Origin of the sequence: Stenotrophomonas sp. AR029 (assembly GCF_047520695.2) — a bacterium.
Classification (GTDB): Bacteria; Pseudomonadota; Gammaproteobacteria; order Xanthomonadales; family Xanthomonadaceae; genus Stenotrophomonas; species Stenotrophomonas sepilia.
Window position 1 is genome coordinate 1,173,730 of record NZ_JAXBQQ020000002.1, and the last position, 15,769, is coordinate 1,189,498.

Genomic DNA, 15,769 nt, shown 5'->3' on the forward strand with positions numbered 1-15,769 from the left:
CACGCCATGCGTGGCTGCCACCGCCGATGTCCCTTCATCCGCGCATGGCGTGGATCTACTCAACGGCACCGGCTGCGGGCGCTGATCGACGCAGTTGAGCCACGCCACGCGTGGCTGCCACCGCCGATGTCCCTTCATCCACGCAGGGCGTGGATCTACTCGGGCGCATGCCAGATCCGCTGCCACATCGCCGCCAGCCGGCGCCCGGCATCAGCGCGCGCGGCCGGGCTGCTGTAGTCCGCCCGCACCTGCTCGGGCACGATCGCCCGCCATTGCCCGTCCGCCTGCTCGGCGACGACGAAGTTGAAGGTGTAGTCCGGTTCCAGCCCCATGCGCAGATCGCTCAGCACAAGCCTTCCGTCCACGACCTGCGCACGCATGAAGCCACGGTTGAACCATTGCAGCTGCTGCACCGCCGGGATGGCCCGCGCTTCGCGCAAGGCCTGCACGTTGGACGCATGGCCTTCGAACCGCATCGGCCCATGGTCGGCCACCAGTGAGCGATCACCCACCACGTAGCCATTGGGCGTCATCGCTACCACCCGCCACAGCAGCGTATTGAACGGCATCGGCACCGAGAAGCGCGGCGCGTCACCCAGGCCCATCGCCGCCAGGCTCTGCTGGGCGGCCCGATCGACCTGCGCCTTGGCGATCAGCCCCCAGCCCAGGTAGCCACTGCTGAACAGCAACGCCGCGCCCAGCACCTTGCCCGCCCAGGGCCGCGCACGACCAAACCAGGCCAGCACGCAGCCCAGCAGCAGCCACACCGTGTAGCCAGGGTCGATGATGAAGACGCTGGAGCCCATGGTTGGGTGTGGCCGCAGCGGCCACCACAACTGGGTACCGTAGACGGTGAACGCATCCAGCACGGGATGGGTAACCAGCGCCAGCTGGATCGCCCAGAACCAGCGCAGCGGTGACTGCGCGACGCGACCATTGCCGAAGCGCTTGAACAACCACCAGATCAGTGCGGCCACCCAGGGCAGCACCAGCAGCGAATGGCTGAAGCTGCGGTGTTCGGTCATGTTCGCCACCGGGTCGGCCGCAGTGAAGCCAAGCCACAGGGCGTCGAGGTCCGGCAGGGTGCCGAGCGCGGCACCGGCCAGCAGGGCCGCGCGGCGATGGCCGGGCGGAGCGATGGCAGCAGCGACGGCGCCACCGAGCACGATCTGGGTCAATGAATCCATGGGCCGATGCTAGCGGCTTGCGCGCGGTGTATGTAGAGCCGAGCCCATGCTCTGCTGCTCTTCGTTGCGCGCAACGACAGCCGAGCATGGACTCGGCTCTACAGCGGGACACACGCGGGCTATGCCGCCTGCGACAACCGCGCGCCCGGCAGCTCCACCAGCGTCTGGCCGTTGTGGTCCAGCAGGCGCAGCGCGCCGTCGTGGTCTTCGACCAGCGCGGTCAGGCTTTCCACCCAATCCCCATCGTTGGCATAGACCAGGCCATCGCGTTCGACCAGCGCGGCGCGGTGGATATGCCCGCAGACGATGCCGTCCAGGCCGCGCCGGCGCACGTCGTCCAGGCCGGCCTGCACGAAGCGCTCGATGTAGCGTTCAGCCGCACCACTGCGCTTCTTCAGGAACTCCGATAGCGACCAGTAGCGCATGCCAAGCTGGCGGCGCACCGCGTTCAATGCCTGGTTGCCGGTGAGGATGCGGTAATACAGCCAGTCACCGAACTTTTCCTGCAGGCCGCCGAAGTGGGTCACGCCGTCGTAGTCGTCGCCGTGCGCGACCAGCAGCCGGCGGCCATCGGCGGTCACGTGGATGGCGCGGCGGCGCACCTGCATCGCCGGCAGCATCAGCCCGCACACCTGGCGCAGCGATGCATCGTGGTTGCCGGGGATGTAGATGATCTCGGTGCCAGCGCGACGCAATGCGTGCAGCGCCTGGATGACCTCGCTGTGCGACTGCCGCCAGTTGGCACGGCGGTGCGCCATCCACCACAGGTCGATGATGTCGCCGACCAGGTACAGCCGTTCACAGCGCAGCTGCGAGAGAAAGCGCGCCAGCTCGGTGGCATGGCAGTGACGTGATCCCAGGTGCACGTCGGAGACGAACACTGCGCGCCGGTGCGGCGACAGGTTCGCCAGCGTGCTCATGCCGGCGTCCCCGCGTCGCGCAGGTAACGTTTGCGCTTGTTCGGCCGGATCGCACACAGATCCACCTCGATCAGGCCGTCGATCGAATCGCTGAAGTCCGGATCCACCCCGAAGGCGAGGAAGCGCGCGCCGCCCGGTTCGCACAGATCGGTGTACTGGCGATACAGCGTGGGTACGCCGGTACCGAGTGCAGCCAGGTTGGCCTTGAGCACGTCGAACGCGGCGCCTGCATCCAGCTCACCGAAACTGGGCGGTGCGGCGAAGTACTGGAACGGCCGGTTCGATTCGGCCATGCCGGCGGTGCCGCTGTAATAGCGCTGGTAGTACGCCACCAGCTGCTCGCGCGCATCGCGCGGCAGCGCCGCACTGATCGACACCGCGCCGAACAGGTAGCGGATCCCCGGCCGGCACTGCAGGTAGGCACCGATGCCCTGCCACAGGTAATCCAGGCTGCGGCTGCCCCAGTAGTCGGGCACCACGAAGCTGCGGCCCAGTTCCAGGCCTTCGGCGATGTGGCTGATGGCGTCGTCGGAATAGCGGAACAACGACGCACTGTAGAGGCCGGACAGGCCGTGCCGGGCCAACGCGTGGGCACCACGCATGATCCGGTACGCGCCAGCGATGCGCTGCGCGGCGGCGTCCCAGATCACGATGTGCTCGTACTGCGGGTCGTAGTTGTCGAGGTCACGGCTGCGGCCGGTGCCCTCACCCACCTGGCGGAAGGTCAGTTCGCGCAGGCGGCCCAGTTCCAGCAGCAGTGGCGAATCGGCAGTGCAGGTGGCCAGCAGGATCTGCTTGCCGTCGGCGGTCTGGCCCAGCTGGGTGGCGGCTGCGATGCCAGCGGCGACCTGCGAAGGTGGCACCGGAGCGGCCAGCGGCTCAGGGCCTGCGCAGGCAGCGGCATTGCCGGCCGCGCCATTGCGGCCCAGCGCATAGAGTGCGCGGCGTACCGCCAGCAGTTGGGCACCCGGATCGCCGCCGTCGCCCAGCCGCATCGGCTCGCCGATGCTCAGCCGCAGTGGGCGGCCACGACGAGTGAACATCTCGCGCGCCAGCAGCGCGGTACCGGCCGGCTTGAACAGGGTCGAGGCGCCATAGAACAGTGCCGAGTTGCGCGCTTCCACCCGCACCGGCAGCACCGGCGCGCCGGCCGCGCGGGCAAAGCGGACAAATCCCCGCTGCCAGCGGCCATCGCGGATGCCGCGCAGCGACAGGCGCGAGACCTCGCCAGCCGGGAACACGATCACGCACTGCTCGGCGGCCAACGCCTGCTCCACCGCATGCAGGCTGCCGCGCTGCGCCTTGCCGCCCAGGATGCGCACCGGCAACAGCAGATCCTGCAGCGGCGCGATCGCCCCCAGAAGGTCGTTGGCCACGATCCGCACATCGCGGCGGATACGGCCGACCGCGTCCAGCAAGGCCAATGCGTCCAGAGCCCCGGAAGGGTGGTTGGCGACGATCAGCAGGCGGCCGGTGGCCGGAATCTTCGCCAGCGCGGCCGGATCCACCTGGTACTGGCCGCCGATGAACTCCAGGCCGGCGGCGACGAAACCGAAGCCGCGCAGGCCTGAGCTGCGCTGCAGGAAGGCTTCGATCTGGTCCAGGCGCGACCAGCGGCCGACGCTGCGCAGCAACGGCCGCGCCAATTGGCCGCGACGGCCATGGAACCAATCGGGGAAACGTTGCTGGAGACGCTGTTCGAGTTCCTGCATGGCGGATCCACTGATGCCCGGCGGCCGGATTGGCCGACAGCCTGCACCCGGCAGGCGGCAGCCAGATGGCGGTTTCGGGGCAGAACGATGACGGCCGGCCCCCTTGACGGCCGGGTCGCGGCCTGCGCGGTCGGGGGTTGGGCAGCCCCGTCTGTTGTTGTCACGCTGGTGGAACACTGGGCCTCGAGGCTGGCCCCCAATCCCGTCGTGACGGCCCCTGCCGGGCCTACGCGGGCTTAACCACCGGCAACCGGTACCGGTTCACAATGCACAGGCGGCGCACCCCGTGTATCATGCGCGCCCATCTTTCCATCCGAATCAAGGGATATTACGCCTGATGTCCAGCTATCTCTTCACCTCCGAGTCGGTCTCCGAAGGCCATCCGGACAAGGTTGCCGACCAGATCTCCGATGCGGTGCTGGACGCGATCCTGACCCAGGACCAGCGCGCCCGCGTGGCCTGCGAGACCATGGTCAAGACCGGCGTTGCCATCGTGGCCGGTGAAATCACCACCAGCGCCTGGATCGACCTGGAAGCGCTGACCCGCAAGGTCATCACGGACATCGGCTACGACAGCTCCGACGTCGGCTTCGACGGCGCCACCTGCGGCGTGCTGAACCTGATCGGCAAGCAGTCGCCGCACATCGCCCAGGGCGTGGACCGCAAGAAGCCGGAAGAAATGGGCGCTGGCGACCAGGGCCTGATGTTCGGCTATGCCACCAACGAGACCGACAGCTACATGCCGGCCGCGATCCACCTGTCGCACCGCCTGGTCGAGCAGCAGGCCAAGATCCGCAAGAAGAAGAACTCGCCGCTGTCGTGGCTGCGCCCGGACGCCAAGAGCCAGGTCACCCTGCGCTATGAAAACGGCGTGGTCTCGGCCATCGACGCCGTGGTCCTGTCGACCCAGCACGCCCCGGGCATCAAGCAGAAGGACCTCATCGAGGCCGTCCGCGAAGAGATCATCAAGCCGGTGCTGCCGGCCAAGTGGCTGCACAAGGGCACCAAGTTCCACATCAACCCGACCGGCAAGTTCGAGATCGGCGGCCCGGTGGGCGACTGCGGCCTGACCGGCCGCAAGATCATCGTCGACACCTACGGCGGCTGGGCCCGTCACGGCGGTGGCGCGTTCTCCGGCAAGGACCCGTCCAAGGTCGACCGTTCGGCCGCCTACGCGGCCCGCTACGTCGCCAAGAACGTGGTTGCCGCCGGCCTGGCCGACCGTTGCGAAGTGCAGGTCTCCTACGCCATCGGCGTGGCTGAGCCGACCTCGATCTCGGTCACCACCTTCGGCACCGGCAAGATCAGCGACGACAAGATCGAGAAGCTGATCCGCAAGCACTTCGACCTGCGCCCGTACGGCATCATCAAGATGCTGGACCTGATCCACCCGATGTACCAGCAGACCGCGGCCTATGGCCACTTCGGCCGCAAGCCGAAGGAGTTCAGCTACCTCAACGGCGAAGGCGAGACCGTCAACGCCACGGCCTTCTCCTGGGAGAAGACCGACCGCGCCGCCGCCCTGCGCGCCGATGCGAAGCTGAAGTAAGCAACACGAAGGGCCGCGCAAGCGGCCCTTCTGCTTCTGGTAGAGCCGGCCGCTGGCCGGCTTTTTCATGGCCTCCGGAAACAACCGCGTGGTTGCCGGCCAGCGTCCGGCACGACCGGTTGCCGATACAATCGCCGCATGTCGACCGAACTGAAAACCCACCAGCTGTCCATGACCGTGCTGATGTCACCGGAAATGGCCAATTTCTCCGGCAAGGTCCATGGTGGCGCCATCCTGCGCCTGCTTGACCAGGTGGCCTACGCCTGCGCCAGCCGCTATGCCGGCAGCTACGTGGTCACCCTGTCGGTGGACCAGGTGATGTTCCGCCAGCCCATCGCGGTGGGCGAGCTGGTCACCTTCCTGGCCTCGGTGAACTACACCGGCACCTCATCGATGGAGATCGGCATCAAGGTGGTGGCTGAGGACATCCTCAAGCGCAGCGTGCGCCACGCCAACAGCTGCTTCTTCACGATGGTCGCAGTGGATGAAGAAGGCCGGCCGACGCCTGTCCCGCCCTTGCAGCCGGCAACGTCCGACGAAAAGCGCCGCCAGGCCGCAGCACAGATCCGCCGCCAGCTGCGCCAGGAAATGGAACAGCGCCACCTGGAACTGCTGGCGTCGAACCCGCCGTCGCCGGAAGAATGAGGTAGTGCCGGCCGCTGGCCGGCAACCTCGCGCGTGCTGCCAAACATCATGAGGTTGCCGGCCAGCGGCCGGCACTACCAACGCCAGGTCACCCTGTGTTCTGCACGCCCTGCGAAACGCCGTTCACGCACGCCACCAGCGCGCGCAGCAGATCGTCATCCTCGCGCCCGCTGGCCCGCCAGCGCTGCAGCAGTTCCACCTGCAGCACGCTGATCGGATCGACGTAGGGATTGCGCAGGCGGATCGACAGCGCCAGCCGCGCGTCGTGGTCCAGCAGCGTCTTCTGGTCCATCAACGCCAGCAGCCAGCGCCGGGTGAGCTCCAGTTCGCGCTGCACCTGCGGGAAGAAGCGCCCATGCAGTTCACCCGACAACAGCGAGAACTGCTCGGCGATGGTGATATCGCCCTTGGACAGCACCATCGCGATGTCATCCAGGAAGGTACGGAAGAACGGCCAGTCCCGCGCCATATCGCGCAGGGTCTGTTCGTGGCCGGCATCGACCGCGGCCTGCAGGCCACTGCCCACGCCGTACCAGCCGGGAATCACCGCACGCGCCTGGCTCCAGGCGAACACCCAGGGAATCGCACGCAGGTTGCCCAGCGCTGCGTCCTGGCCGAGCCGGCGCGACGGCCGCGAGCCCAGCGTCATCCGCTCGATCACGTCGATCGGCGTGGCGGTACGGAAATAATCCATGAAACCGGCCTGGCCAACGAACCCGCGATACACCTCGCTGCTGGCCGCAGCCACCGCATCCATCACCGGCCGCCACGCATCCTCGCGCGGTTCGGCGGCACGCGGGCGCAGGCTGGCGCGCAGCACTGCACCGGTAGCCTGCTCCAGCGAGCGCAGGGCCAGCGCGCGGATGCCGTACTTGCGATGGATCACCTCGCCCTGCTCGGTCACCCGCAGGCGGCCATCGATGCTGCCGCGTGGCGACGCATCCACGGCGTGGGTGGTCTTGCCACCACCACGGCTGATCGAGCCGCCCCGGCCATGGAAGAAGGTCAGGCGGATGCCGGCCTCGGCCGCCACCTCCAGCAGTTCCACCTGCGCGCGCTGAAGGCCCCAACGCGAAGCAGCAATGCCACCATCCTTGCTGCTGTCCGAATAGCCCAGCATCACCATCTGAACATCATCGCGTGCACGCAGGTGCGCGCGGTACACCGGATCCTCCAGCAGGTCGCGCAGCGTGGCGGTGCCGCGCTTGAGGTCGTCCACAGTTTCAAACAGCGGCGCGATATCGAGCGGCACGCCGCCATCGGCATCGACCAGGCCACCACGCCGCGCCAGCGCCAGCACCGCCAGCACGTCGCTGCGGTCGTGCGCCATCGAAATGATGTAACTGCCCAGTGCATCGCCGCCATGCCGCGCACGGGCATCGGCCAATGCAGCGAACACGGCGTCCAGCCGCCGGTTGCCTTCGTCGTCGCCTTTCGGCAACGGCACCTCGCCACTGGCATGCGGTGCCAGCAGGCGCGCGCGGCCCAAGGCATCCAGGCCCTCCCACGCCGGGTCGCCGCCCAGCACCGCCGCCAGCGCGCGCGCATGCACGCTCGATTCCTGACGCACGTCCAACCGCGCCAGATGGAAGCCGAACGTCTTCACCCGCCACAACAGCCGCTGCACGGCGAAGCCGCCAGCGTGCTCGCCGCGATTGGCGTGCAAACTGTCGAGGATCAGCTGCAGGTCGTCGATCAGTTCATCCGGGCCGGCGTAAGCGCCCTCGCCGTCTTCCAGCGTGGCCTGCAGGCGCGCGCGCATGCGATCGTTGAGCAGGCGGTAGGGCATGTCGGCATGGCGCGGGCGCGACTGTACCTGCGGCAGCAGCTGCTGGTAGTGCGCCACGCGCGCCTGCAGCGCATCGCTCACGCCCACCCGCTCGGTGGACTGGCTGAGCAGGCTGGCCAGCTGCAGCAGTTCCTTCTGATAGCGCGCCAGTACCGCCTGCCGCTGCGCATCCAGCGTAGTGCGGATGGTGTGGGCATCCACGTTCGGGTTGCCGTCCATGTCCCCGCCCACCCACGTACCGAAGCGCAGCAGGCGCGGCAGTGGCAGCTCTTCACCATAGGTATCGCGCAGCGCCTGCTGCAGCGATTCGTACAGCACCGGAATCACGCGGTACAGCACCTGCACCAGATAGAAGCCGACGTGCTCGCGCTCGTCATCGACGGTGGGCCGCACCGGCGAGGAATCAGTGGTCTGCCACGACGCGGTCAGCGCCATGCGGAAGCGCGCAGCATCGGCGGCCGCTTCCCCCGGCGTGCGCTGGCCGTCGAGGTTGTCGACCAGGCTGGCCACCATCAGCTGCTCTTTCTCCAGCAGCGCACGGCGCACCGCTTCGGTCGGGTGCGCGGTAAACACCGGTTCGATGTCGATGCGCGGCAGCCACTGCGCCAGCTCGTCCAGGCCCACGCCCTGCGCCTTCAGGTGCTGCAGCGCATCCTGCAGGCCGTCGGGCTGCGCCCCTGCGGTACCGGCACGCTGGTAGTCACGGCGGCGGCGGATGCGATGCACGCGCTCGGCAATGTTGACCACCTGGAAGTAGGTGCTGAAGGCCCGCACCATGGTCTCGGCCTGCTGCGGCGTGCGCCCGGCCAGCCCTTCGGCCAGCTCCGACAGCGGCGCCTGGTTCTCGCGACGGGCGATGGCGCGGGTGCGCACGTCCTCGACCTCGTCGAGGAAGGCCGCCGATACCTGCTCGACCAGCAGGTCACCGACCAGTGCGCCGAGCCGGCGCACGTCATCGCGAAGCGGAAGATCGGGGGAAGCAAACTCGATGCTGCTGCGGTACTCGTTCATCGGCGACGCACAGGCCTCGGTCAACGGATCCAGACCCCAAGCCTAAACCAGAACGGGCAGCGTGCTGCGATGCAAAAATGGTTTCATCTGCACGCATCCCTGGCGGACGCAGCCGAGCATGGGCTCGGCTCTACAAGCGTCGTGGCGCGTGACACCGTGTAGCGCCCGAGCCCACGCTCGGGCGGCGGCGCAGCCGCACAGGCGGCCCCTGTTACAGGGGCCGCCCTCATGCAGGTATCAGCGCTTCTTCTTCGCCTTGCCCTGCTCGGCCGGGCCGATGGTCTGCTCCAGCCAGCGCTCGCTTTCGGCCAGCATGGTCATGATCGATTCGCGTGCCCGGTAAGCATGCGATTCGTTGGGCAGCATCACCAGCCGCGCGGTGCCACCCAGGCCCTTCACCGCGGCGAACATGCGCTCGCTCTGGATCGGGAACGTGCCGGAGTTGTTGTCGTCCACGCCGTGGATGAACAGGATCGGATCCTTGATCCTGTCGGCGTAATTGAACGGCGCCATCTTCTGGTAGACGTCCTGCGCCTGCCAGTAGTTGCGCTCCTCGGCCTGGAAACCGAACGGAGTAAGCGTGCGGTTGTAGGCACCGCTGCGCGCGATGCCGGCCTTGAACAGGCGGGTGTGTGCCAGCAGGTTGGCGGTCATGAACGCACCGTAGGAATGGCCGCCGATGGCGATGTGCTCGCGATCGGTCACGCCACGCCGCACCACTTCATCCACCGCCGCCTGCGCATTGGCCACCAGCTGTTCGATGTAGGTGTCGTTCGGCTCCTTGTCGCCCTCACCGATGATCGGCATCGACGGGCTGGCCAGCACCACATAGCCCTTGGCCAGGAACGCCTGCGGGCCCCAGTAGCTGACCGCGTTGAAGCGGTACGGCGAATCGGTCACCTGGCTGGCCGCGGCCGCGCTCTTGAACTCGCCCGGGTAGGCCCACATCAGCAGCGGGCGTGGGCCGTCGCGCTTGGGATCGTAGCCCGGCGGCAGCAGCAGTGTCGCGGTCAGGTCGACGCCATCCTTGCGCTGGTAACGGATCTGCTCCTTCTGCACGCCCTTCAGCTGCGGCAGCGGATGGGCGAAACGGGTCAGCGCGCGCGGTGCGGCACCGGCATCGGCCAGCGACTGCACGTAGAAGTTGGCCGGTTCGTCCGGGCTCTCGCGGCTCAGCAGCAGCGAATTGCCCTGGTTGTCCAGCAATGCCACCGGCAGCGAATAGCTCGGCGCCTGCGAATGGAACAGGCGCGTCGCCTTGCCCGTGGCGATGTCGAAGCGGTCCACGAACGGGCGGTCGCCTTCCGGCGAAGCGCCGGCACCGGCCAGGTACAGGCTGCTGCCTTCCGGGCTGGTCTGCAGCAGCGAGCGACCACGTTCATCGCTGGCCAGCAGCGGCCGCCCCGGATCGGCATAACGGTCCTGCGCGTCACGATCCCACAGCAGGCGCGGCTCGGCACCGGCGTTGTCCGGGGCGATCAGCCAGGTCCTGGTCCTGCGGGTCTTCCACCACGACTCGGTCAGCAGGGCCAGGTCGCCACGGCCCCAGTTGATGCCGCTCAGGCGGCTGCCAAGCTGGGCCAGGGTCACCGGCGGCTTGTCGAACGGCGCAGCCTGCATCAGCACCGCATCGCGCACCTTGGCTTCCCGGTTCGGATCACCACCGTCCTGCGCTTCGGCCCAGACCAGGGTGGCATCGGCATCACCGCGCCAGCTGATGTCGCGCACGCCGGTCACTTCGGCATCGTTGCCGGTCGGCAGGCCTTCCACCAGCGGGCGCACCGCCACGGTATGCACCAGCTTGCCGGTGGCACGCTCGATCACTTCAATGCGGCGCGGAAAACTGCTTACCGGCACCACGTAGGAGTACGGACGCTGCACCGGCTGGCGCAGCACGAAGCGGCCGTCAGGCGACACCGAGAAGCCCATGAAGATGCCGGCCGCACTGATCGCGCGGGTACTGCCATCCAGGCCGACTTCCATCGGCTGGGTAGTCGCGTAGTAATCGAACTGGCGGGCGTCGGCTTCGTTCTTCAGCAGGTCCTGATAGGTACGGATCGACACCACGCCGCCACCCTGGCTGGTCTGCTGCACGGCAGGGCCGGTCGGGACGCCGTCGGCGGCCGGGGCCGGCCCCAGGTTGGCCGGGCGGGTGAACACCACCAGCCCGCGGCTGTCCGGCAGCCACTGGTAGCCGCTGCCGATCACCGTGTTCAAGCCGGCAACCAGGCGGCGGGCGCTGCCACCGGCCACATCCACCAGCCACAGTTCATTGGCGCCGCTGGCGGCGTCGACCTGGTTGAACGCCAGCCACTTCTGGTCCGGCGACCACATCACACTGGCGATCGACAGCGTGGCCGGCAGGCCACTGATCTGCCGCTCCTTGCCGTCAGCAACGTTCATCAGCCACAGCTTCTCACCGAAGCTGAAGCGGCTGTCGGAGAACGTGCGCGGGTTGATGCGCAGGCCGGCCAGCTTCAGTTCCGGCTGCGCCACCACCTGGATCGACGGCAGCGACGGCATCTGCATCATCGCGGCCACGTCGCGGCGCGGCGACAGGAACAGCGACGGCGCGCGCGGGGCGTCGACCACTGCCTGCAGTGCGGCCGATGGCAGTTCGTAGCCATTGACGCCCTGCGCCTGCGCCGGAGCTGGCTGCGAGGCGGCCGCCCAGGCCAGCGGGGCCACCGCCAGCAGCCCCATCGACAGGACCAGGCCGGTCCAGCGCCGTGTGCGGCGCGCGTGCATGCTCATCGTTCCACCTGTGTGATGCGTGAAAACTCCGACCTTAACAGGCCGTGCACGTGGCCCCATCTGCCGATGGTTGGGTCATGCCGATGTCACGCTGGGGCCGCGATATAATGGGGGTTCTCCCCTGCCGAGGGGCGCTGCGACCGGATCCCACGAGGCCCGGCCAGGCTCGGTAAGGTGGCTTTGTAACAACGGCGCCCGGCTAGATGCGAGCATCCGCTCGCCCACAACCGGAGCACACGAATGAACGCTGTTGCCAAGACCTTCTCCACCGAAGGTGATTACAAGATCCGCGATATCACGCTGGCCGACTGGGGCCGCAAGGAACTGGACATCGCCGAGCACGAAATGCCGGGCCTGATGTCGATCCGCCGCAAGTACCAGGCCGAGCTGCCGCTGAAGGGCGTGCGCGTGACCGGCTCGCTGCACATGACCATCCAGACCGCAGTGCTGATCGAGACCCTGAAGGACATCGGCGCCGATGTGCGCTGGGCCTCGTGCAACATCTTCTCGACCCAGGACCACGCGGCTGCCGCCATCGCCGCCACCGGCACCCCGGTGTTCGCCTGGAAGGGCGAGACCCTGGAAGAGTACTGGGACTGCACCCTGGACGCGCTGACCTTCACCCTGGCCGACGGCACCCTGACCGGCCCGGAACTGGTGGTCGACGACGGCGGTGACGTGACCCTGCTGATCCACAAGGGCTACGAGCTGGAAAACGGCAGCGACTGGGTCAACACCGCGTCCGCCTCGCACGAAGAACAGGTCATCAAGAACCTGCTCAAGCGCGTGGCCAAGGAGCGCCCGGGTTACTGGGGCCGCGTGGTCAAGGACTGGAAGGGCGTTTCCGAAGAGACCACCACCGGCGTGCACCGCCTGTACCAGCTGGCCCAGGCCGGCACCCTGCTGATCCCAGCGATCAACGTCAACGACTCGGTCACCAAGAGCAAGTTCGACAACCTGTACGGCTGCCGCGAGTCGCTGGCCGACGGCCTGAAGCGCGCGATGGACGTGATGCTGGCCGGCAAGGTGGCCGTGGTCTGCGGCTACGGCGACGTCGGCAAGGGCTGCGCGGCCTCGCTGCGTGCCTACGGCGCGCGCGTGATCGTCACCGAGATCGACCCGATCTGCGCCCTGCAGGCGGCGATGGAAGGCTATGAAGTCAACACCATCGAATCGACCCTGGGCCGTGCCGACCTGTACGTCACCACCACCGGCAACCGCGACATTATCCGCATCGAGCACCTGAGCGCGATGAAGGACCAGGCCATCGTCTGCAACATCGGCCACTTCGACAACGAGATCCAGGTCGACGCACTGGTGTCCTACCCGGGCATCAAGCACGTCAACATCAAGCCGCAGGTGGACAAGTACATCTTCCCGAACGGCAACGCGATCTTCCTGCTGGCCGAAGGCCGCCTGGTGAACCTGGGCTGCGCCACCGGCCACCCGAGCTTCGTGATGTCCAACAGCTTCGCCAACCAGACCCTGGCACAGATCGACCTGTGGGCGAACAAGGACAGCTACGAGAAGAAGGTCTACCTGCTGCCGAAGAAGCTGGACGAAGAAGTGGCCCGCCTGCATCTGGAGAAGATCGGCGTGAAGCTGACCACCCTGACCCAGGACCAGGCCGACTACATCGGCGTGCCGGTGGAAGGCCCGTTCAAGCCGGACCACTACCGCTACTGATGCCTATGGGGTGCCGGCCAGCGGCCGGCACTACCGGCGTACGCGGGGTCGGATCCCTTTCCGCATGAAAGGGCTCTGACCCCGGCAACGGATGCAGACAGGACGGGCGCCTTCGGGCGCCCGTTCTGCGTTGCGGCACCCGGCAACTGATCCGCGCACCCTGTCACGGAGCACTAAGAAGCTGCTTGCTAGGCTTTACGCCCGCGTGGGCTGCCAACGGCAGGCCATGCGCCGGGACGCAGACACCAAAGGACAGGACATGCCGCGCAACCGTGAACGACTGAACCGGGCCATGAAGCCCCTGATGACCCTGTGCTGGGTGGCCCTGCTGGCCGCCTGCACCCCACCTGCCGGCGACGCCGGCGCTACGGCTCCGGCTGCGGCCAGCGGACAGGCCAGCCCCGCAGGCAAGGCCGCCGACGCGCCCGCCACGGTTGCCGACACAAGCGCTGGTTGCGCCGATGCAGCGTCGCCGGCACAGACCCTGGTCTGCAAGGACCCGACCCTGACCGGCCTGGATGCGGACATGGGCAAGGCGGTCACTGCCGCACAGGCCACGCTCGATGCAGCAGGGCAGAGCAAGCTGCACGCCGAACAGCAGCGCTGGCAGGAGCACACCCGCGACCTGTGCACCGATGCACAGTGCCTGCGGCAGGTGTACGCCGATCGCCTCAAGGTGCTGTCCGCTACGCGTGACGGCCTGGTCGATCAGGATGCATGCGAAGCCCCTGACGGCCAGCAGCAGTGCGTGGACCTGCTGGTGTTGCGCGATCCCAACAGCCAGCTGGCTAACTTCAACGCGCTGCTGGGTGAGAACGGCCAGGAAGGCCGCCTGCTGGGCTGCACGGCCGCCACGAACATGGGCGGCGGCGCCAACGCCCTGCTCGCAGCCAACTGCACCCAGGAAACCTCCGCCGGCAGGCGCACCGTACAGCTGTGCAGCAACCAGATGGTTGGCCAGTTCGCCCTCGAACCGGCGCCGGCTGCTTACGGCACCCAGGCTATCCGCCAGCTGCTCGGCTTCACCCAGCAGCACTGCGCCGGCTGACAATCGCCGGGCACGCCCGGCGCTTTTCTCTCATTGAAGGACGATGACCATGGCAACGGATTCCACCCTTACGCGCGAACAGCTGTCCACGCTGTTCCTCAACACCGAGCTGGGCGGCGACACCCGCCACCTGGACCACTTCTCATACGCACAGAAGGGCGCAAGCACCTATTCGTTCGGGCTGGTGCAGTTCGATGTCGGCGGCAATCCGCAGGCCAGGCGCTTCCTGCGCGACAACGGCTTCACCGATGGTGACATCGCACTGTTGTCCCAGCAGGGCGGATTGAGCACCCAGCAGCTGGCGGCGCTCGACGCCAAGTTGCAGGCCATTCCGCAGGCCAGGATGGACGAGCTCACCAACGCCAAGCTGGACAGCGCCATCGAGCGTGTCGATCAGGCCATCGCCAAGGTGCGTGCAACCAATCCGGCCGCGGCCGATGCCATCGCCGCCAACCCGGAGTTGCAGTTGGCCATGGCGGACTATGACAACCAGTTCGGCAGCATGGGCCCGCAGTTCATCAGCTATCTGGCCGGCAATGCGGAAAAGCTGCAGGGCGGCACGGTCCAGGCCGGCAATCCGCCGACGCGCGGCGACGTGCAGAACTTCGTCGATGCCACCAAATACGGCATCCAGTCGCAGGCCGCCGTAGCCAGCCGCGATGAGCGCTTCGACCGGGCCATGGTCCAGATCGGCATCACCCCCACCCATGCTCCCTCGCACGGGTCACCGGGCACGCCTGCGGGCAACGGCGTGCTGGTCAACGGCAGCAAGGGCGATGAGGTGCAGGCCATGCAGCAGAAGCTGTCCGACCTGGGCTATCTGGGCAAGGACGGCAAGCCGCTGGTGGCCGATGGCGATTTCGGCCCCGGCACCCTGGAAGCGGTCAAGCAGTTCCAGCGGGATCACCACCTCACCGTAGACGGCAAGGCTGGCGGCACTACCCTGGCCGCACTGGATGCGGCCACGCAGCAGCGCGCACCGGCTGCCGAACCGACCATGGCCTCCCCGGGCCACGCCGACAACCCGCGTTACCAGCAGGTCGTGGAAAAGCTGGAAGCACTGGAAGAACAGCGGCGCCAGGGCGGCCTGTCGCCGCTGTTCAATGACCGCAGCCAGCTCGAGAACGCCGCAGGCCAGGTGGCTTACGAGGCAAAGTTGGCCGGCATGAGCCAGGTCGATACTGTGCTGGCGCGGCCGGACAACCAGGGCGTGTTCGCGGTGCAGGGCCAGCTCGGCGATCCCGCCATGCATCGCACCTACGTGGACCTGTCGCAGGCGGTGAACCACAATCTGCAGGACAGCACGCGGCAGAGCCAGGCCCTGGACAACGAACTGTCGCAGCGACAGACCCAGGAACAGATGCAGACGCAGCAGTCGATGTCGCGCTGATGCTGGATGCAGCCGATCGCAGCCGGGACGGGCGCCTTCGGGCGCCCGTTCTGCGTTGATGCGCGAGTCTCGGTCAAG

Annotated in this window: 10 protein-coding genes and 1 riboswitch; of the genes, 5 read left to right on the forward strand and 5 right to left on the reverse strand. The window is 67.6% G+C overall.

Translation table 11 applies throughout. The features are described from left to right. Positions 1-155: 155 nt before the first annotated feature. The 3 genes from ACM0PB_RS12065 to olsF all read right to left on the reverse strand — a co-directional run bounded on the left by ACM0PB_RS12065 (position 156) and on the right by olsF (position 3,819). Positions 156-1,187 carry a metal-dependent hydrolase gene (locus ACM0PB_RS12065; protein WP_005415317.1) on the reverse strand — a complete coding sequence of 344 codons (1,032 nt, stop codon included), beginning with the start codon at positions 1,185-1,187 and terminating at the stop codon, positions 156-158. Positions 1,188-1,306: 119 nt separating this feature from the next. After that, entirely contained in the window at positions 1,307-2,107 is an 801-nt protein-coding gene (locus tag ACM0PB_RS12070) for a UDP-2,3-diacylglucosamine diphosphatase (protein ID WP_005415316.1), read from the reverse strand. Further along, positions 2,104-3,819 carry a bifunctional ornithine lipid synthase OlsF gene (olsF, locus tag ACM0PB_RS12075; protein WP_065178748.1) on the reverse strand — a complete coding sequence of 572 codons (1,716 nt, stop codon included), beginning with the start codon at positions 3,817-3,819 and terminating at the stop codon, positions 2,104-2,106. Before olsF ends, ACM0PB_RS12070 begins: the two co-directional genes overlap by 4 nt. Positions 3,820-4,156: 337 nt before the next feature. On the opposite strand from olsF, the gene metK reads away from it, so the two are divergent. Further along, a complete protein-coding gene (gene metK, locus ACM0PB_RS12080; RefSeq protein WP_005408103.1) occupies positions 4,157-5,368 on the forward strand; it encodes a methionine adenosyltransferase in 1,212 nt (403 codons plus the stop codon). 138 nt (positions 5,369-5,506) lie between these two features. Next, the gene (locus tag ACM0PB_RS12085) at positions 5,507-6,013 is read left to right on the forward strand and encodes an acyl-CoA thioesterase (RefSeq protein WP_005415314.1); all 507 of its coding nucleotides are present in this window, start codon (positions 5,507-5,509) and stop codon (positions 6,011-6,013) included. A gap of 88 nt (positions 6,014-6,101) precedes the next feature. Here the strand turns inward: ACM0PB_RS12085 and ppc are convergent, their stop codons facing one another. Together ppc and ACM0PB_RS12095 are read right to left on the reverse strand one after the other, a co-directional pair. Beyond that, positions 6,102-8,813 carry a phosphoenolpyruvate carboxylase gene (ppc, locus tag ACM0PB_RS12090; RefSeq protein ID WP_414604730.1) on the reverse strand — a complete coding sequence of 904 codons (2,712 nt, stop codon included), beginning with the start codon at positions 8,811-8,813 and terminating at the stop codon, positions 6,102-6,104. Between the two features lie 237 nt (positions 8,814-9,050). Further along, positions 9,051-11,567, reverse strand: a complete 2,517-nt coding sequence (locus ACM0PB_RS12095) for a S9 family peptidase (protein ID WP_414604729.1) — start codon at positions 11,565-11,567, stop codon at positions 9,051-9,053. A 120-nt stretch (positions 11,568-11,687) separates the two neighbouring features. Then, a riboswitch (S-adenosyl-L-homocysteine riboswitch) is annotated at positions 11,688-11,771 on the forward strand. Between the two features lie 36 nt (positions 11,772-11,807). On the opposite strand from ACM0PB_RS12095, the gene ahcY reads away from it, so the two are divergent. From ahcY to ACM0PB_RS12110, 3 genes are all read left to right on the forward strand, one after another. Beyond that, complete coding sequence (gene ahcY / locus ACM0PB_RS12100) at positions 11,808-13,253, forward strand: adenosylhomocysteinase (RefSeq protein ID WP_005415311.1); 1,446 nt, start codon at positions 11,808-11,810, stop codon at positions 13,251-13,253. A gap of 259 nt (positions 13,254-13,512) precedes the next feature. Next, positions 13,513-14,301 (forward strand): lysozyme inhibitor LprI family protein, encoded by a 789-nt coding sequence (locus tag ACM0PB_RS12105; RefSeq protein WP_065186660.1) that lies wholly within the window; start codon positions 13,513-13,515, stop codon positions 14,299-14,301. 49 nt (positions 14,302-14,350) lie between these two features. Further along, positions 14,351-15,691: a peptidoglycan-binding domain-containing protein gene (locus ACM0PB_RS12110; protein WP_231109136.1), complete on the forward strand. Its 1,341-nt coding sequence runs from the start codon at positions 14,351-14,353 to the stop codon at positions 15,689-15,691. Positions 15,692-15,769: the final 78 nt, after the last annotated feature.